This is a genomic window from Chitinimonas sp., assembly GCF_041904975.1.
In the GTDB taxonomy this organism is placed as follows: Bacteria; Pseudomonadota; Gammaproteobacteria; order Burkholderiales; family Chitinimonadaceae; genus Chitinimonas.
Genome location: NZ_JAYRLZ010000062.1, coordinates 1 through 18734 on the forward strand (window position 1 = coordinate 1; position 18734 = coordinate 18734).

Consider the following 18734-nt stretch of genomic DNA (forward strand, 5'->3'; position numbering starts at 1 on the left):
TCGGCATCATGAAAGCCCTCATGAAAGCGGCGCAGCGACTTTTGCAGCAAGCGCTGTTTGCCACCCATGCGCTCCAGGGCCGCATGCACATCCATGCCGGCGATGTCGCCCACCACTTCGGCCTTTGCGGCGGCTTGCGTATCGCCGCCAGATAGGGGCTCTACGCAGGTCAGTTGCTTGAGCACCGCGACCAGGCGGGCCGGGTCGATCGGCTTGCTGATATGTTCATTCATGCCGGCAGCCAGACAGCGCTCGCGCTCGGAGGCCATGGCATGCGCTGTCATGGCGATGATCGGCAAGTGCGGATTGGGATGATGGCGGCGTATCGCTTCGGTGGCGCCGATGCCATCGAGCTCGGGCATCTGGATATCCATCAGGATGGCGTCAAACGCCTGCGGCGAGGCCAGGGCAGTTTCCACCGCCGCCAGGCCGTGGTTGACCGTGGTAACACTGGCCCCCAGGCCGCCGAGAATTTCCAGGCCCAGTTCGCGCAGCAGCTCGCTGTCCTCGGCCAGCAATAGCCGCAGGCCTTGTAGCGGGTTGGGTGCGTCGACCTGGCGGCTTGCTGTTCGTAATTCCGGCTGCAACCAGGCATGGGCCAGCTGGCTTTGCAAGGCACTGAGCACCAATGGTTTGCTGACACTGTCGCTGATCGCGCCGGCAGGGTCGATGAGCGGGCCGGGGCTGCCGGTATAGCCGAGCCAGAAACAGCTGCGCACCCCTTTTTCGCGCAGGGCGATGGCCAGGTCGCTGGCAATGCTGATACCGAGGGATTGGTCGATCAACACCAGATCGGGTACGGCGATGGCGGTACTGGTGAGTGCCTGTGCCGCCGTTTCGGTGCTGCGGCAGCGAAAGCCCATGCCTTGCAGGCCGGCACTGCTGGCGAGGCGGGTGCGCGGGTGGCGCGCCACCACCAGGGCATTGCAGCCGCTGTAGGGTTGTGCGCGGGCGGTGGCGTGATCGGGCAGATCCAGCCATACCCTGGCGCAAAAGGTGGAACCCTGTCCCGGCTGGCTGTCCACCGCGACGCTGCCACGCATCAGCGTGGCCAGCTGGCGGCAGATGGCGAGGCCAAGCCCGGTGCCGCCATAGCGGCGGGTGGTGGAGGTATCGGCCTGGCTGAAGGACTGGAACAGGCGCTCCTGCTGCGCCGCCGTCATGCCGATGCCGGTGTCGGACACGGCAAACTCCAGCTGCACCGATTGATCGCGCGCGGCATACACGCGCACCGCCAGCACCACCTCGCCGGCTTCGGTGAATTTGATGGCATTGCCGACCAGGTTGAGCAGGATCTGGCCAAGGCGCAAAGGGTCGCCCAGCAAGTGCGGCGGTACATCGGGAGCAAGGTCGAATACCAGCTCCAAGCCCTTGTCGCCCGCCTTGGGCGCTGCCACCGCCGCCAGTGAAGACAGCACATCGTCGATCGGGAACGGAACATGCTCCAGATCGAGTTTACCGGCTTCGATCTTGGAAAAATCGAGGATATCGTTGATCACACCCAGCAGCAGCTTGGCGGCGGTTTCCACCTTTTCTGCCTGCACCCTTTGCTGTGGTAGCAAAGGCGTCTTCAGCAGGGTGTGGGAAAAGCCCAGCACGGCAGACAGGGGGGTGCGGATCTCATGGCTCATATTGGCGAGAAACTCGCTCTTGGCGCGGGTGGCGGCGTCAGCTGCCTCCTTCGCCTGACGCATCGACTCTTCCGCATGTTTGCGCACCGTGATGTCGTGCAGGGCCGCCAGGGTGGCCGGTTCGCCGTCGTAATCGATCGGCACGCAGGAGGCCAGGCAGCAATGTTGCTGGCCATCGGCACCCTGTAGCTGCAATTCGGCATCGCTGCCTGCCTCCTCGCGAAACAGCGGATGGCGGTAAGTCGCGGCATCGTCGAGCGCCAATACCTGCTGCAAGGGCATGCCGGTGATGTCGCCTCCTTGCGGGCCGGCCAGCAGGGCGAGGCAGCGGGCATTGGCATAACGTATGGTGCGGGCAGCATCGCTGCCGGTAATCAATAGCGGAAACGGCGCGTTGGCCAGAATGGCGCGGGTCCGCGCCTCACTCTGATGCAGCTGGATGGAGCGATCGCGCAGCTGCTGCTGGTTGTCGCGGAACAGCACCATGGCGGCGGCCATCGCGCTGATTTCATCATCGCCGCTGGTGTCGATCGGGGTGGCCAGGTCGCCTGCGGCGATGCCGCGGGTACTGGCTGCCAGCTGGGTCAGCCGCCGATTGATGCGGCGGCCGACATACAGATAGCCAAGGCTGGCGGAAAACAGCACGCTCAATAGGGCCAGCACGCCCAGCAAGGCGCGGCTGTGGGTAAGGCGACCGTCCAGATTGTTCACCGCATGATCAAGGCGAGCACTATTGTCATTGCTGAGTCGGGCGGCGGAGGCGATCAGTCCGTCGGCTGCCTGGCGGGTATCCTCGACGAATCGGCGTGAGCCGGCGGCCAGCTCCAGCTGCTTTTGCTTGAGCTGGAACAGGCTGTCGCGCTCCCCGTAAAACTGGCCCAGCGCAGCGATATGGCGCTGTAGCACATCGAGCTTGATGGCGGAGCGAACTGCTGCCAGCTCCTGCGCCATGGCCTGGCGGGCCGTGCGAAAGTCCTCGGCCAGCGCCATTGTCTGGTCGCGGTCACCGGCCAGGCTCACCAGGCTGATGTCGCTGAGCATCTGGTTAGCCAGCGTTTCCAGCCGCTGGATTGCCAGCAGCGAGGCCACCTGCTCGGAGGTGAGCAGCACCAGCGCATTGGTAGCGTCATGGTTGATGGTGGCGCTGCTGCTCACCATTTCCAGGGTGGAGCGGTAAATCTGCGGCGACAGGGCGCTGTCAAAACGACTGACCGCCTGTAGCACCGCTGGCCGACGCTGGCCGGGGTCGCTCACATTCAGCAAACGGTGTGCGTCTTCCTGAAAATCGCTGGCGGCCTTGTCCAGCGACGCGGGCAGTCGTCCCAGCATGCTGGCGATCAGCGCAAGCTGGCGCTTTACCGAGTCGCCTGTTCCTGTCTGCGGGTCCGATGCCAAGGCGTCGAGTTTGTACAGCTCGGACCTGAGGGTCAGCATTGACTGCAGCTGGCTGAATTCGGTATCGATCAAGCGCTCCAGCGCGCTGCCGCTGCCCGCCGATATGCGCCGCACCGCACTGAGCGTATCGGCATTGGCTGCCAGTTTTACCGGCTGCAGGGCGGCAATCAGCGCATGGTGCGCGGCGCGGGCGTCGTCAAGCAGATGATGCTGGCGCCGCACCAGGCTTAGTCGTTCCGCCACCATGCCATCGGCGGTGCCGATACGCCGCTCCAGGTCGGCCAGTTGGCTGCTTAACAATTGCGCCGAGTGCGGGTCGCGCTTTGCCAGCGCCGCGAGATTTTCGCGCATCTGCGCCAGCAAATGCTTGAGGATGCTAAGTGCCTGTAGCCGGTTTTCGTCGCTGTCTGCCGCTGCCGCTGCCAGTGCCGCAATATCGGATGCCAGTTCGCGGCTGGCGGCCTGCAGCTGGCCCAGCTTCAGGGTGACCGGGAAGCGCTCGCGGGTAATGCCGCCCACGGTTTGATCGACCTGGCTGAAGGTAAACCAGGCGGCGAGGCTGGCCAGCAAGGTGGTGCCCGCCACCGACGCAAAGGCCAGCGCCAGGCGCTTCGCTATGCGGCTACGCTGCCAGACCGGTGCTTGAAGGCGCTCAGCCGCCATATCGCCTCGAGCCAGGGATGGTTTTCCCGGGGTAAGCGTGCAAATCGGGCGTGAGGTTCAGCATGGGCACAAGCGGCAATCCTGCAGGCAAATTAGTGTATTTTTAGACGCTGTTGCGGGCAAGTGCGCCTGTTTATGCGCGGCGCCGACAGTTTGCCCGGCTATTGTTGCTGCTCTTGTGACTATATTGGGTGTCGGTATGTTTTTGGCAGGACGACCATGCAGAGAGATAGCCATAGTTGCGAGCGCCGCCCGGGCAATGGGCGAAAGACTGGCCCGAACCGGCTGGCGGCCTGTGTCCAGATATTGATCTTGTTAATGGCAGCATTGCTGAACCAGCCCGGTCTGGCTGCCGATGCGGCACCGGCGCTGCCAGCCACGCATTTGAAAGTGGTGGGCAGTTGGGGCTTTCTCAGCCAGTACAAAAATTTCGAACAGCCGTTCTGGACCAGTAAGGTCAGTGAAACATCGGGCGGGCAGATCACTGCCGAGATCACCCCGTTCAACCAGATGGGCCTCAAGGGTGACGAGATCATCCGCCTGATGCGCATGGGGCTGATCGATTTTGGTTCTGCCGTATTGGCCTATGGCGCAACCGACGATACCGAGGTGGAAGGCCTCGATCTGGCTGGTCTCAGCCCGACTGCAGCTGATGCGCGCAAGGTGGTCGACAGCTATCTGCCGGTGCTCGATGCCTATTTCCAGCGCAAGCATGGCGTCAAGGTGCTGTCGGTGTGGCCGTATCCGGCCCAGGTGATTTACTGCAAGAGCAAGCTCGACCGCATTGCCGACCTGAAGGGGCGCAAGGTGCGGGTCGGCACCCGGCCGATTGCCGAGTTTGTCGAGGCACTGGGCGGGGTGGCCATCGATATCCCGTTTGGCGAGGCTTATGCCCAGATCAAGCGCGGCAATATCGACTGCGCCATTACCGGTACCTTGCCGGGCAATACCGCCCGCCTGCCGGAAGTAACCCACTACCTCTATCCGCTACCGGTGGGCTGGAGCATGGCCATGCATGGGGTGAATCTGAAAGTGTGGTCTGGCCTCGACCCGGCGGTGCAGGCTTTTCTGGAGCAGGGCATGGCACGGCTGCGCGACGATATCTGGGCCGCCAGCGTGCGCGAGACCGACGAGGGCATACGCTGCAATACCGGCAGCGGCGACTGCAGCACCGGGCATCGCGACGATATGGTGCTGTTGCCGGTAACCGATGAGGATCGCCGCCAATTACGCATCGTGTTACGCGATGTGGTGTTGCGGCGCTGGGCGCAGCGCTGCAGCGTGGCGTGCGTGGCCGACTGGAACCGCACCGTGGGCAAGCTTACCGGGCTGGTGGCACGCAAATAAAAGGCAGCGAACCGGTTGACCGGTCGCTGCCGCATTTGCAAGGTGCTGCTGGTATGGGTCTATGGCACTGCCTGCAGCCTGCGCCAGCCTGCCGGCAGCTTAGCCCGAGATAATGCCAGGGCGCTTTATGCTGAACTCGGCAATGTCATAGCTCGATTTGCCGGTGCGCGCCAATTCGACCAGGATGCGCCCGAACAGCGGCGTGTACTTGAACGCACGGCCTGATTCGCCAGTCAGCACCGCCACGCGCGGATGGCCGGGCAGGGTGTCCAGCACGATCTGCGCATCCTTGCTCATGGTGTAAAGGCAGGTTGCCGGTTCCAGCGGTTTCGGTTCGATGCCGCGAAAGCGTTTTTCCAGGAATTGATTCATTTCCTGAAGAATAGTTGGGTCCGGCTGGTAGCTGCACTGGCTCGGGTCGGTGTAATAGGTGTGGGTGAAGTCGGCGCTGACCTTGATCTGGTCATGCCGCTCCAGGGGTGGAAAGCCGTAGAACAGCTGTTGCTGCCCACCCACCTCCGGGCCGAATTCATACCACATCGGCCAGGCCAGCTTGGGGTCGACCCGGTAGTAGGCCAGGGTCATCTGCCAGATGGTCAGATCAAGCTGCAGGCCAAATGGCGCCAGCACCGGGTTGGACCAGGCGCCGGGCGCCAGGATCAGGCTGTCGGCAGTAAAGCGCCCGCGCGGCGTATCGATCTGGTAGGGGCCGCCGGCGGCGCCGGGAAGGCTGATGCTGGCCGGGCAGCGCGCATGCAGCGCGGCCCCCTTGGCATGGGCCAGGTCGTGAAAGGTGCGCAGCGATTCCTGCACCACAATGGTGGCGCTGCTGGCCTGATTGAGGCCGATGTACTGGTCGGGAATCTCGCGGAACACCGGGTAGGCGTCCTTGAGGCCGGCCTTGTCGTAATGCTGGAACGGGATGCCCAGCTCGGTCATTACCTGTTGGCACTGGCTCAGATCGCCCTCCACCGTGGCGGCGGGCAAGCCGTAGAACAGCAGACCGTTGCGGCGCAGCAGCCGGATACCGAGGTTCTCCTGCACTTCATGCCACAGGCCGAAAGCACTCTCGGCCAGCCGCGCCATATTTGCATCGGAATACATGATGCGGAACATGCGCGAATAGCCGTCCGAGCTGCCCTTATCGTTGTAAAAGTCGAACTGCTCGAATAGCGCAGTGCGATGGCCGGCCGCCGCCGCGTAGTAGGCGGCCGACAGGCCGGTGGTGCCACCGCCGATGACGGCGATATCGAGGTGATGGGTATCAGAATGCATTCGGGGTGCTCCGCAGCAGATAGGTCGGGGAGGTTTCGGCATCGCCGGGCTTCACCGGCACCGGTGTCAGCAAGGGGTAGTCGGGAGACAGGCCGGCAATGCGCGGCAGCTGGAAATGGTCTTCCAGCATCGATTCAGCCGTACACAGGGCGCCTTCGACCCAGCCCTGGGCATTGGAATAGGCCTCGCCGCAGATATACACCGGCCAGTCGTGCAAAGGCTGGCGCACGCTGCGCATGATCTCCCAAGCCTTGTAGTGGGCGGCCCAGGCATGAAAACCGGCGCCATACGGGTCTTGCGACCAGTCCTGGTAATAGGCGGCGAGCAGCTTGGATGGCTTGGGTGGCGGTGCTCCTTTTACCGATAGCGACTGCACCAGCATGGTTTCGGCCATACGGGTCATGGTGCCGGGTGCCGGTGCGCCCCCCTTGGCACCGATTTGCGACCAGCTCGGTGGCCTGTCCCAGGCTTTGTCGCGCTCCAGCACCGACCAGAAACTGGCGGCTTGCATATCGCAATAGGCGGCCAGCAGCAGGGCTCTGCCATCGTCCGGCTTGCCGCCGCGCTCGGCCTGGGTACCAAAGTCGTAAGTCATGCGCAGTTGCAAATCCGTGATGGTGGGGCCGGGGTAGAACAGGGACTTATCCCACCAGCGGTTTTCATAAGCCATGAACAACTTGTAGGCAGGCTGAGGCAGCACCGACTGGATATTGCGCTGCACCGCGCTGGCATTGAAAAAGTCGGTGTCCTGATCCAGCAATTCCAGGCTGCGCCGTGGCATGGCCAGTACCAGGGCGTGGGCGTGGAAGCGGGCGTGTGGTCCGTGGCCGTCGCTGCGCTCGATCAGCCCGCTGATACCAGTGCTGCTGCGCTCGAAGCGACGTAGCCGGCTATGGCGGTAGATAGGGCAACCCAGCGCGCTCACCCGTTTGGCCAAGGTCGCCGGCAAGGTGTGAAAGCCGGTCTTGAAACGCGAGAAAGTCGGCGTGGTGGAAAAGTCGGTGAGCATATACGGCATTGCTTCTGCCGCATTCCAGTTGATGGTGTTGGAGTTGTAGCCGCCGCCATCCCAGCAAAAATCGAAGCCTTCGTTACTGAGCACCCGGTACAGCACATTCCAGAAGCCGATATCGAATAGCGCCACGTTGTCGTAGATATCGTCGGAATAGCGCTGGTTTTCCTTCACCCACTGCCAGTTCGCATCGCTCCAGCTGGTGGCGCCATCGCCGCAGATCTGGGTAATGGCGTAGTTGAACAATTGGTTGGGCGTCTGGCGCAATTCATTGGGCGAGAGGGCATAGGGCACGGTGGCGCCAGCGTCGATGCTGGTTTCATCCAGCCGCTGGCTGCGCAGCAGGAACTGGCTATCGTTCGACATCGGAAACGCTTCGATATCGTGGCGCAGATCGAGCTTGTCGATCAGCAGGTTGAGCAGCTGGTGGCTGGCGGTAAAGCGCATGCCGCCCAATTCGGCCGGCACATGGTCCATCTCATCGAGAATCACGCTATCGAGGCGGCCACCGACCCGGTCGCTGTATTCGAGCAGGGCTACCTTGAGCAAGCCGTCCGGCCGCCTTGCGGCCATGGCTTTGAGGCGCGGGCTGCTGCGCCAGTCCTGCATGATGCGCCAAGCGGTGTACAGGCCGGACATGCCGGCACCCACCACCATCACATCGACATCGGCACCGTCATCCAGCTGTGCTGGTGTGATGTCCAATCCTGCTGCCCTGCGTATTGCGTGCATGTTTTCCTCCATTAGCCTGGTCCGATTGGCGCCAAAAATCCGACGAACGGCGCTGGTTGACTATGGTCGTTGCGCTGCGCAAATTCAATGCGAAGCAAGCTAGATGGTGCTGTCAGTGGCGAACTGTTTGCATCGGCCTACAAATGGTGACAATGCGGGCGGTGCCTGTTCCTATACTGGTGGCTTTGCTGTTCGAGTTTCGCCGATCAAACCCTGTTGAGGACGCCGAGATGGTCAAACTGCATGTCAATGGCAAGGCGCGCGATGTGGATGCCGATGCCGATACCCCCTTGCTGTGGGCGTTACGCGATGACTTGGGCCTGACCGGCACCAAGTACGGCTGCGGCATGGCGCTGTGTGGTGCTTGTACCGTATGGGTGAATGGCCAGCCGACCCGTTCCTGTTCCGTTCCGATTTCGGCGGTGGGTAGCGGCAAGGTGACCACCATCGAAGGCATCAGCAGCTCGGCCGCACTGGCGGTGCAGGCGGCCTGGCAAAAGCTCGACGTGGCGCAGTGTGGCTATTGCCAGTCGGGCCAGATCATGTCGGCGGCGGCCTTGCTGTCGCGTAATCCGAAACCGAGCGATGCGGATATCGATTCGGCGATGAGCGGCAATGTCTGTCGCTGCGCCACTTACCAGCGCATCCGTGCCGGCATTCACGAGGCGGCTGCCATGCTGACCGGCAAGGCGCAGCACAAGGCGGAGGTGTGACATGAACCAGCCATTCGAACTCTCGCGGCGTGATCTGCTCAAGGCTGGCGCGGCCAGCGCCTTGCTGGTCGGTTTTCACTGGGCCGGCGGCGGGCGCGCCTATGCAGCGGCGCCCGGCAGCCTGGCACCGAATGCCTTTGTGCGCATCGGCAGCGACGACAGCGTGGTAGTGATTTCCAAGCATCTGGAAATGGGGCAGGGCGCCTATACCGGGATTGCCACCATTGTGGCCGAAGAGCTGGATGCCGATTGGGCCAAGGTGACCGTGGAAGCGGCGCCGGCCGATGCCAAGCGTTACGGGAATACCCTGTGGGGCGCGCAAATTACCGGCGGCAGCAGCGCCATGGCCAATTCCTGGACCCAGCTGCGCGAAGCGGGCGCCAGGGCGCGTGCCTTGCTGGTGCTGGCGGCGGCCGAGCGCTGGCAGGTACCGGCAGCGGAAATCAGCGTGTCCAAGGGGGTGGTGATGCATGCGGCCGGCAAGCGCAAGGCCCGCTTTGGCGAATTGGTGGAGGCGGCCAGCAAGCTGGAAGTGAAGGGCGATATCAAGCTGAAGGACCCGAAAGACTTCACCCTGATCGGCAAGCGGTTGCCGCGCAAGGATAGCCAGGTGAAGACCAATGGCCGCGCCAAGTTCACCCAGGATGTGCAGCTGCCAGGCATGCTGACCGCGGTGGTGGCGCATCCACCGCGCTTTGGCGCCAAACTCAAATCGTTTGACGCGACCGCTGCCAAGCAGGTGCGCGGCGTGAGCGAGGTAGTGGCGATCGACAGCGGCGTGGCGGTGCTGGCCAAAGGCTTCTGGGCCGCCAAGAAGGGCCGCGATGCGTTGCGCATCGAGTGGGATGAATCAGGCGCCATGATTGAGGGCAGTGCCGAGCAGTTCGCCGGCTATGCCAGCCTGCTTGATCAGGCCGGCGCGGTGGCGAGCAGCAAGGGCGATGCCGCTGCAGCGCTGAAAGGTGCGGCCAAGACCATCAAGGCCGACTTCCGCTTCCCCTATCTGGCTCATGCCGCCATGGAGCCGATGAACTGCGTGATCCAGCGCACGGCCGATGGCGTCGAAGTGTGGAATGGCGAGCAGGCGCAGACCATGGACCAAGCGATTCTGGCTGCCACCTTCGGGGTGGAGCCCGGCAAGGTGAAGCTGAACATGCTGTTTGCCGGCGGCGGCTTTGGCCGGCGTGCCAACCCCAAGGCTGATTATCTGGTGGAGTGCGCCAATATTGTGAAGGCGATCGCCGGCCGTGCGCCGGTCAAGCTGGTGTGGACCCGCGAAGACGATATGCGCGCCGGCTACTACCGACCCGCCTATTTGCACCGCATCGAAGCCGGGCTGGATGCGGCCGGCAAGGTGGTGGCCTGGCAGCATCGCATTGTCGGCCAGAGCATTTTTGCCGGCGGCGCGATGGAGTCGTTCATGGTCAAGCATGGCGTCGATGGCTCATCGGTGGAAGGCGCCGCCAATCTGCCATATGCCATTGCCAATCTGCAGGTCGACCTGCATTCGCCGCGCAAGCCGGTGCCGGTGCAGTGGTGGCGCTCGGTCGGCCATACCCATACCGGCCATGCCACCGAGGTGATGATCGATCAGCTGGCGGTGGCCGCCGGAGCCGACCCGGTGGCGTTCCGCCTGGCGCTGCTGGGCGAACACCCGCGCCATCGCGCCGTGCTGCAGCTGGCCGCCGACAAGGCCGGCTGGGGCAAGCCCTTGCCGCCCGGCAAGCCGGGTGAAAAGCGCGGCCGTGGCGTGGCGGTGGTCGAGTCCTTCAACAGCTTTGTTGCCGAAGTGGCCGAAGTCACGGTTGCAAGCGATGGCAGCGTGCGGGTAGACCGGGTGGTGTGTGCGGTGGACTGCGGCATTGCCATCAACCCGGATGTGATCCGCGCGCAGATGGAGGGCGGCATCGGCTTTGCACTATCAGCTGCCTTGCACGGCAATATCACGCTCAAGGCCGGCGCAGTGGAGCAGTCGAATTTCCACGACTACCCGGTATTGCGCATCAACGAAATGCCCAAGGTAGAAGTGCATATCGTGCCATCGGGCGCGGCGCCAACTGGCGTTGGCGAGCCGGGCGTGCCACCACTGGCGCCTGCACTCGCCAATGCCATTGCTCATGCTACTGGTAAGAGGGTGTACGATTTGCCGATCAAGTTGACCAGCTGAGCGGATCTACACATGAAAGGGGCAGTATTCTGGGGCATTGTCTTGACGCTGCTGTACCAGATCAAGGTGACGCAACGTTTGCTGGCTTACCGCGACAGCCTCGTGCCGTATTGGTTTGTGCATCTGCTATCGATCTGGCTGCTGCCCTTGCTGGGGGCCGCAGCCGTGAGCGCGAGCCTTAGTCGCTTTCGTGAGAAGAGCGGTACCGGCGATGCTGATCCGCTTGACGACGGTAACGGCGAATTGCTGGATGTGGCGTTTGACGTCGCCGACTCAATCGATATTGACGATGCCTGATGCCAGCGGTCAGGCTCTATCACCAGTGGCGTCGCCATGAGGCGAGTCCATCGCGTTTGACTACCCCTATCGGCGCCACAAGCAACATAGTGGCGCCTCGTTTTCTATCCCCCTGGGTTCCTTCCATGCTGCGCCATCTCGTACTGTTTACCTTTCAACCCGATCTGCCCCCGGCACAGCGCGATGCGCTGCTGGCTGCGTTTGCTGCACTGCCCACGCAGATTGCCGGCGTGCGTGGTTTCGAGCAGGGCCTGAACAATAGCCCGGAAGGCCTGGCGCATGGTTACACCCACGGCTTTGTACTGACGTTTGAGGATGAAGCCGGGCGTGACCATTATTTGCACCATCCGGCGCATCTCGCCTTTGTCGAACAAATCAAGCCGGCACTGGCGCAGGCGCTGGTGTTCGATTTCACCGCCAACGCTTGACATGGATACGCTCAATCTCGACGTATTGCGCCAGGCGCGCCAGTGGTGTCTGGCCGGTCATGCGGTCTGGCTGGTCAGCGTGGTGGAAACCTGGGGTTCTGCGCCACGTCCGGTCGGCTCGCTACTGGCGGTGCGCGACGATGGCCCAGTGAGCGGTTCGGTATCGGGCGGCTGTGTGGAAGATGATCTGGTGCGCCGGGTCAGCCGGGGCGAGCGGCCACAGCAGGCAGCCTTGGTGGTGTACGGGGTTAGCAAGGAAGAAGCCAGTCGCTTCGGCCTGCCCTGCGGTGGCACCTTGCGCCTTCTGGTCGAGCCATTGCAGGACCTGGCCTGGGTAGACCAGCTGCTGGCGCAAACCGACCAGCACCGCCTGGTTGCCCGCACCGTACAGCTGCAAACCGGCGCCGTCACACTGCTGAGCGCCCATCGCGGCGACAAACCCGGCCTGCACGGCGATACCTTTACCGGCATCTTTGGCCCGGCCTGGCGCTTGCTGCTGATCGGTGCCGGCCAGCTGTCGCGCATTGTCGCGCAGATGGCCCAGCCGCTCGGATTTGCCGTGCATATCTGCGACCCGCGCGAGGAATACCGGCAGGATTGGGACAGCGCGGGCGTGGTATTCGAGCCGGGCATGCCCGACGATGTGGTGCTGGCGATGGAGCCCGATGCCCATACTGCCATCGTGGCGCTGACCCACGACCCCAAGCTCGACGATATGGCGCTGCTGGAAGCCTTGAAGTCACCCGCCTTCTACGTAGGCGCGCTTGGTTCGCGTCGCAATACCCAAAAACGCCGCGAGCGATTGGCGCTGTTCGAATTGAGCGAGGCGGAAATTGCCCGCCTGCATGGGCCGGTCGGTCTCTATCTGGGTAGCCACACGCCGGCCGAGATTGCCATTTCCATCCTGGCCGAGATCGTTGCAGTCAAAAACGGTGTGCCGCTGTTGCAAGTCGCCCCGCCCTTGCCCGAAACCGCAGTACGCCATGGCTGAGTGGGTCGGCATCCTGCTGGCCGCAGGTAGCGGGCGCCGCTTCGACCCAAGCGGCAAGCGGCTGAAACTATTGCAGCTGCTGCCTGATGGAACGCCAATAGCTGTCGCTAGTGCGCGTGCCTTGCTCGGCGCCATGCCCAGGGTATTGGCCATGGTGCCGGCCGATGACAGCGCCAACACGCTGCAGCTATCGGCCTTGCTGACCAAGGCTGGCTGCGTGGTGCTGCCTTGCCCGGCATCAAAGGGCGGTATGGGCAATACCGTGGCGGCAGCGATTGCCGCCAGCGCCGATACGGCAGGCTGGCTGCTGTTGCCGGCGGATATGCCCTGGCTTACGGCGGATAGCTGCCAGCGGGTACTGGCAGCGCTGCAGGACGGCCATATGACGGCGGCTCCGGTCTGCGCCGGGCAACGTGGCCACCCGGTGGGGTTTTCGGCAGGGTGTCGGGACGCTTTACTAGCGGTACAGGGCGAGCAAGGCGCACGTAGCGTGTTGCTTCAATACCCACCGACCCTGGTCGATGTGGTCGACCATGGGGTGTTGCTGGATGTGGATGGCCCGGATGATCTGGCACAGCATCCAGCGCGAAGCTGAATGGCCTCGCGGGATTGTTCCACGCCTCGCGCCTGGCTTGCTTCAGGATGCCTTGGCCAAAGCCAGTCTGCCGGCCAGCAGCACGAATACCAGGCCAAGCAGGCCGTTGCCATGGCGCTGCAGTGCGGCTGATTCGATATTGAACACGCGCACGGTGGCGGCGAGCAGGCTCAGCAGCACATTAAAGGCAAAGGCGATCAGGCTCAGCATCAAGCCCAGCATCAGCAATTGCATGGCACTGGAGCCTAGCGCCGGATTGACGAATTGCGGCAAAAACAGGCTGAAGAACAGCAAGGCCTTGGGGTTGAGCAGATTGTTGGCAAGGCCGACCAGCACCAGGCGCCGCATGGAACTTGGGTTGGCCTGCACTTGATCTAGCGCGTGCTGGCGATGGGCCAGCCAATCGCGCAGCGATTTCATGCCGAGCCAGCCCATATAGACGGCGCCACACAGGCGAATGGCGGTGGCAAGCATTGGCCAGGCTTCCATCAGCTTGCCAAGGCCCAGCGAGATCAGCGCGGTCTGCACCAGGCCGGCTAGCAACACGCCAAACGAGCAGGCCACGCCGAAGCGCGCGCCACGGCTGATCGATTGGGCGCTGATCAACAGCATGTCCGGGCCGGGAATGATCAGCAGGGCGAAGACGGCACTGAAAAACAGCGGTAAAGCGTGGGTATCGAGCATATCGGGGTCTCTCCTTGCGTGTTTAGGCGGCGGAATCAAGGGCGAGCAACAGCACGGCCGGGCGCCGCTGCATGCAAAAGCGGACGGGAAAGTGACAAGGCCGACTTGCGTCGGCCTTGTAGAGGGGTTTACTTCGATTTGACCCAGGCGGCTACGCCGGCAAGGGCTGCCGGCAAGCCCGATGGGTCGGTACCGCCCGCCATGGCCATATCGGGGCGACCGCCGCCCTTGCCGCCTACTTGCTGGGCGACGAAGTTGACCAAGTCACCGGCCTTGATGCGGCTGGTCAGGTTGGCGGTGACGCCGGCAGCCAAGGCCACCTTGCCGTCGGCCACGCTGGCCAGCACGATGGCGGCGCTGCCGAGCTTGTCCTTGAGCTTGTCCAGCATCTCGCGCAGGGCATTGGCATCGGCGCCTTCCACCGTAACCGCCAATACCTTGACGCCATCCACGTCCACCGCCTGCTCGACCAGGCTGTCGCCGGCGCTGGCAGCCAGCTTGCCCTTGAGCTTGGCCAACTCTTTTTCCAGCGCTTTTTGCTCGGCGTGCAGCTTTTCCAGCTTGCCGACCAGATCGCCCGGCTGCGCCTGCACCAAGGCGGTGGCGGACTTCAACTCGTGTTCCAGCTTCTGCACAAAGGCGACGGCGCCTTCGCCGGTGGTGGCCTCAATGCGGCGGATACCGGCGGCCACGCCGCCTTCGCCGATGATCTTGAAGTAGCCGATATCGCCGGTGCGATGCACATGGGTGCCGCCGCACAGCTCGGTGGAAAAGTCGCCCATCTTCAATACGCGTACTTCATCGCCGTACTTTTCGCCAAACAGGGCCATGGCGCCGGACTTGATCGCGTCTTCATGCTTCATCACGCGGGCGCTGACTTCATGGTTATGGGCGATGACGCGGTTGACCATGGCTTCGATCTTGGCTAGATCATCAGAGGTGACGGCTTGCGGATGCGAGAAGTCGAAACGGGTGTATTCGCTATTGACCAACGAACCCTTCTGGCTCACATGCTTGCCCAGCACTTCGCGCAGGGCGGCATGCAGCAGGTGGGTGGCCGAGTGGTTGCGGGCGGTAGCCAGGCGCTTGTGCAGGTCGATGGTAGCGGTAACGCTATCGCCAACCTTGAGTGCGCCGCGTACCAGCTGGCCCTGGTGGCCAAATACCGCCGCCTTGATCTTTTGTGTATCGACCACATCGAATAGCGCATCAACGCCGCCGGTAGCGGCAATCTCGCCGACATCACCCACCTGGCCGCCGCCTTCGGCGTAGAAGGCGGTGTTGTCGAGCACCACCATGCCTTGCTCGCCAGCGCGCAATTCGTTCACCGCGACACCGTTCTGGTACAGCGCCAATACCTTGGCCTCGCTGCTGGCTTTTACATAGCCCTCAAACGTTGTATCGCTGCCGCTGTATTCCACACCGGCGGCGGCATTGAACTTGCCAGCGGCACGGCCGCGTTCCTGTTCCTCGGCCAGCTCTTTTTCATAACCGGCCATATCGACTTCGATGCCGCGCTCGCGGCACACATCGGCAGTCAGGTCGATCGGGAAGCCGTAGGTGCTGTGTAGCTGGAAGGCGATGCTTCCGTTGAGCCTAGGTACATCAATGGAACAGAAATCCACCATCACAGAAGTAATTGCACCCACCTCATCAAGAAGCGAATCCACACTTGCTTTGAGTTGCTGCGTCGGCGCCGTTGGAAGTCCTACCAGCAGTCGAACGCTTCGAGATTCGTTTGGATTTTCCCAATGTTTAAGTCGCTGATATACAAGCGGAATGGCATTTTTAAGTCCTTTGAGTGCCTCATCTTCAGAAGAGTACACCTTAGGGATTAGCACACGCTTTTCTCTTTCTCTTCCTGCGACATAGCCAATCGAAGTAGATGGGCCGAGTTCACTAGGCATGCCCTTTATCAGTGATAATCCGTGCTCATGTGCGTAGCGACGGCACATATGCGGCTCAACGTTGATTTCTTCCTCGAGCAGCTTCATGCCGGTTTCCAGGGTGCGGCCGAATTGCTCTTCTTCGTGGCGCAGCGCATCGATGATGCGTGCCTGCTGCTCGATCAGTTGCGGATAGGCTTCGCCCATCTCGCGCACCAGATCCGGCACGATCTTGTGGAAGAACGGTTGCTTCTGGCCCAGCTTGTAGCCATGGCGCACGGCGCGGCGGCAGATGCGGCGCAGCACATAGCCACGGCCTTCATTGGATGGCAGTACGCCATCGGCTACCAGGAAGGAACAGGCGCGGATATGGTCGGCGATCACCTTCAGCGACGGGGTTTCCTGGTTGAACGGTACGCCGGTTTCGCGGGCAGCCGCCTTGACCAGGGCGGCCAGCATATCGACCTCGTAATTGGTGTGCACATGCTGCAATACGGCCGACAGGCGCTCCAGGCCCATGCCGGTGTCCACGCTGGGCTTGGGCAGCGGGTGCATCACGCCGGCTTCATCGCGGTTGAACTGCATGAACACATTGTTCCAGATCTCGATAAAGCGATCGCCGTCCTCATCGGGCGAGCCGGGCGGGCCGCCGGCGATGTCCGGGCCGTGGTCGTAGAAAATCTCGGTGCAGGGGCCGCAGGGGCCGGTGTCGCCCATCGCCCAGAAGTTGTCGCTGGCATAGGGCGCACCCTTGTTGTCGCCAATGCGCACGATCTTGTCCGCCGGTACGCCGACTTCCTTGTTCCAGATGTCAAACGACTCGTCATCAGAGGCATAGACGGTGACCATCAGCTTGTCTTTGGGCAGACCCAGCCACTGCGGCGAGGTGAGGAATTCCCAGGCGTAGGTGATGGCATCGCGCTTGAAATAGTCGCCGAAGCTGAAGTTACCCAGCATTTCAAAGAAGGTCTGGTGGCGGGCGGTATAGCCGACGTTTTCCAGGTCGTTGTGCTTGCCGCCGGCGCGCAGGCATTTTTGCGAGGTGACGGCGCGGGTGTAGGGGCGCTTGTCAAAGCCGAGGAATACATCCTTGAACTGCACCATGCCGGCCACGGTGAACATCAGCGTCGGTTCATTGCCGGGAATCAGGCTGTCGGACGCCACGATCTGGTGGCCCTTGCTCTCGAAGAAGGAAAGGAATTTCTGGCGGATTTCTGCGGCGCGCATGCTGGTCGGTCCGTGCGGGAAGTCAGTGAACAGCCGCGAATTATGCCCGAAACTGCCGGCTTGGCGGCAGGCAGTTCGGCCGCTCGCACCATATGCAACGAGAATTGCCGGCGTGCGCGCCCGCTTGCGTACCCGCTGCCAGCTGCGGTGATGCCAATAGTTACTTGTCATAGCGGGGTGAGCTGGCGCAAGCTCGCCCGGTCCATCTTGCCGGAGTTGCCATGATGAAGCTCACCCTCCTGTCGATCAGCCTGGCTTTACTCGGCAGCGCGCCTGCCAGCTGGGCCACCGTTACCACCCCTTACCCGATCATCTTCGTTACCCAAGTGCCGGTGCCGGCCGATTTCACCACCATTGGCTCGGTGTTTGGCAATCATCGTGCCGATCTTGAGTCGGTGGCACGTGGCGGTGATCTGTGGATACGCTATCAGGACGGCACGCTGAAAAACCTTACCCAGGCGGTGGGCGTCAGCAGTAGCGGCCTGTTGGGCGCCAATGCGATTGCCGTGCGCGACCCCGCCGTGCATTGGGATGCCAACAAGGTGGTGTTCAGCGCGGTAGTTGGCGCCCCGGCCAAGCAGTCCCAGCTGGAGACTTACTACTGGCAGTTGTACGAGATCAGCGGCCTCGGGCCGAATGACACGCCGGTATTGAGCAAGGTGGCTAAGCAGCCGGCCAATTTCAACAATATCAGCCCGATTTATGGCACGGACGATCGCATTATCTTTACCAGCGACCGGCCACGCAGTGGCGAGCGGCATCTCTACCCGCAGCTCGACGAATACGAAGAGGCGCCGGTGGTAAGCGGGCTGTGGAGCCTCGACCCGAAAAGCGGCGATCTGTTCATGCTCAACCATTCGCCATCGGGCGCCTTCACCCCGACCATCGACAGCTTTGGCCGGGTGATCTTCACCCGCTGGGACCATCTGCAACGCGACCAGCAGGCCGATGCCGACAATAGCGAAGGCGGCAGTTACGGTACCTTCAATTACAGCGATGAAACGGCAGCCGCGCGCGCCCTCAATGACCGCAGCGAAGTGTTCCCCGAGCCACGTGCCGATACGACAACCGTGAGTGGCCATCGCTTCAATCAGTTTTTCCCGTGGCAGATTCATGAAGACGGCCGCGAAGAGGAAACGCTCAACCATGTCGGGCGCCATGAGTTGGCCGGCTATGGTGCGCAAAGCTTTCTCGACGACCCGAACCTGACCTACTGCTGCTACACCGACAGCCGTTACAACCGCTACCGTCTCAATAACGACAGTTTCCTGCAGATCAAGGAAGACCCGCAGCTGGCCGGCCGCTTTGTCGGCACCTCGGCGCCGGAGTTCGGCACCCATGCCGCCGGCCAATTGGTGCGCATCAAGGGCGCGCCGACTGATAATCCCGACCTGATGACCGTGGAATACCTCACTGCCAGCAGCACCGCCAGTGCGAGCGAGGATGGCAAGACGCCGGCAGCCGACCATAGCGGCCTGTACCGCGAACCCTTGCCGCTGGCCGATGGCAAGCTGATCGCCGTGCATACCGCCGAAACCCGTGCCGATCGCAATATGGGCAGCACGGCGGCGCCGCAGTCACGCTATGACTTCCGCCTGAAATTGGTGGCGCCCGATGCAAGCAATGTCTGGAAGGCAAGCGAGCCTTTGACGGCGGGCATCCGCACGGCGGTGAGCTTTTACAACCCGGAT

At 62.5% G+C, this 18734-nt stretch carries 13 protein-coding genes; 8 read left to right on the forward strand and 5 right to left on the reverse strand.

Annotated elements, in window-relative coordinates; translation table 11 throughout:
* A partial coding sequence (locus tag ACE3OH_RS08180; protein ID WP_374350641.1) for an ATP-binding protein occupies positions 1-3689 on the reverse strand: 3689 nt, incomplete at its 3' end.
* 318 nt (positions 3690-4007) lie between these two features.
* Here ACE3OH_RS08180 and ACE3OH_RS08185 point away from each other — a divergent pair.
* A complete protein-coding gene (locus tag ACE3OH_RS08185; protein WP_374350644.1) occupies positions 4008-5036 on the forward strand; it encodes a TRAP transporter substrate-binding protein in 1029 nt (342 codons plus the stop codon).
* A gap of 99 nt (positions 5037-5135) precedes the next feature.
* Here ACE3OH_RS08185 and ACE3OH_RS08190 read toward each other — a convergent pair whose 3' ends face one another.
* Together ACE3OH_RS08190 and ACE3OH_RS08195 are read right to left on the reverse strand one after the other, a co-directional pair.
* Entirely contained in the window at positions 5136-6311 is a 1176-nt protein-coding gene (locus tag ACE3OH_RS08190) for an FAD-dependent oxidoreductase (RefSeq protein ID WP_374350647.1), read from the reverse strand.
* Positions 6301-8055, reverse strand: a complete 1755-nt coding sequence (locus ACE3OH_RS08195; RefSeq protein ID WP_374350649.1) for a flavin monoamine oxidase family protein — start codon at positions 8053-8055, stop codon at positions 6301-6303. The genes ACE3OH_RS08190 and ACE3OH_RS08195 overlap by 11 nt, the downstream gene beginning before the upstream one ends.
* A gap of 230 nt (positions 8056-8285) precedes the next feature.
* Between ACE3OH_RS08195 and ACE3OH_RS08200 the strand changes: the two genes are divergently transcribed.
* The 6 genes from ACE3OH_RS08200 (at position 8286) to ACE3OH_RS08225 (ending at position 13246) form a co-directional block, all read left to right on the forward strand.
* A complete protein-coding gene (locus ACE3OH_RS08200; RefSeq protein WP_374350652.1) occupies positions 8286-8768 on the forward strand; it encodes a (2Fe-2S)-binding protein in 483 nt (160 codons plus the stop codon).
* 1 nt (position 8769) lies between these two features.
* On the forward strand, positions 8770-10935 hold the full coding sequence (locus tag ACE3OH_RS08205) for a molybdopterin cofactor-binding domain-containing protein (RefSeq protein WP_374350655.1): 2166 nt from the start codon (positions 8770-8772) through the stop codon (positions 10933-10935).
* A 12-nt stretch (positions 10936-10947) separates the two neighbouring features.
* Positions 10948-11232, forward strand: coding sequence for a hypothetical protein (locus ACE3OH_RS08210; protein WP_374350657.1), 285 nt, complete (start codon positions 10948-10950; stop codon positions 11230-11232).
* Positions 11233-11357: 125 nt separating this feature from the next.
* Entirely contained in the window at positions 11358-11660 is a 303-nt protein-coding gene (locus ACE3OH_RS08215; RefSeq protein ID WP_374350659.1) for a Dabb family protein, read from the forward strand.
* Between the two features lies 1 nt (position 11661).
* A complete protein-coding gene (locus ACE3OH_RS08220) occupies positions 11662-12651 on the forward strand; it encodes an XdhC family protein (RefSeq protein ID WP_374350662.1) in 990 nt (329 codons plus the stop codon).
* Positions 12644-13246: an NTP transferase domain-containing protein gene (locus tag ACE3OH_RS08225; RefSeq protein ID WP_374350665.1), complete on the forward strand. Its 603-nt coding sequence runs from the start codon at positions 12644-12646 to the stop codon at positions 13244-13246. Before ACE3OH_RS08220 ends, ACE3OH_RS08225 begins: the two co-directional genes overlap by 8 nt.
* 42 nt (positions 13247-13288) lie before the next feature.
* Here the strand turns inward: ACE3OH_RS08225 and ACE3OH_RS08230 are convergent, their stop codons facing one another.
* Together ACE3OH_RS08230 and alaS are read right to left on the reverse strand one after the other, a co-directional pair.
* The gene (locus ACE3OH_RS08230; RefSeq protein ID WP_374350667.1) at positions 13289-13930 is read right to left on the reverse strand and encodes a LysE family translocator; all 642 of its coding nucleotides are present in this window, start codon (positions 13928-13930) and stop codon (positions 13289-13291) included.
* A gap of 128 nt (positions 13931-14058) precedes the next feature.
* A complete protein-coding gene (alaS, locus tag ACE3OH_RS08235; RefSeq protein WP_374350669.1) occupies positions 14059-17043 on the reverse strand; it encodes an alanine--tRNA ligase in 2985 nt (994 codons plus the stop codon).
* Between the two features lie 221 nt (positions 17044-17264).
* Between alaS and ACE3OH_RS08240 the strand changes: the two genes are divergently transcribed.
* A partial coding sequence (locus ACE3OH_RS08240; protein WP_374350671.1) for a hypothetical protein occupies positions 17265-18734 on the forward strand: 1470 nt, incomplete at its 3' end.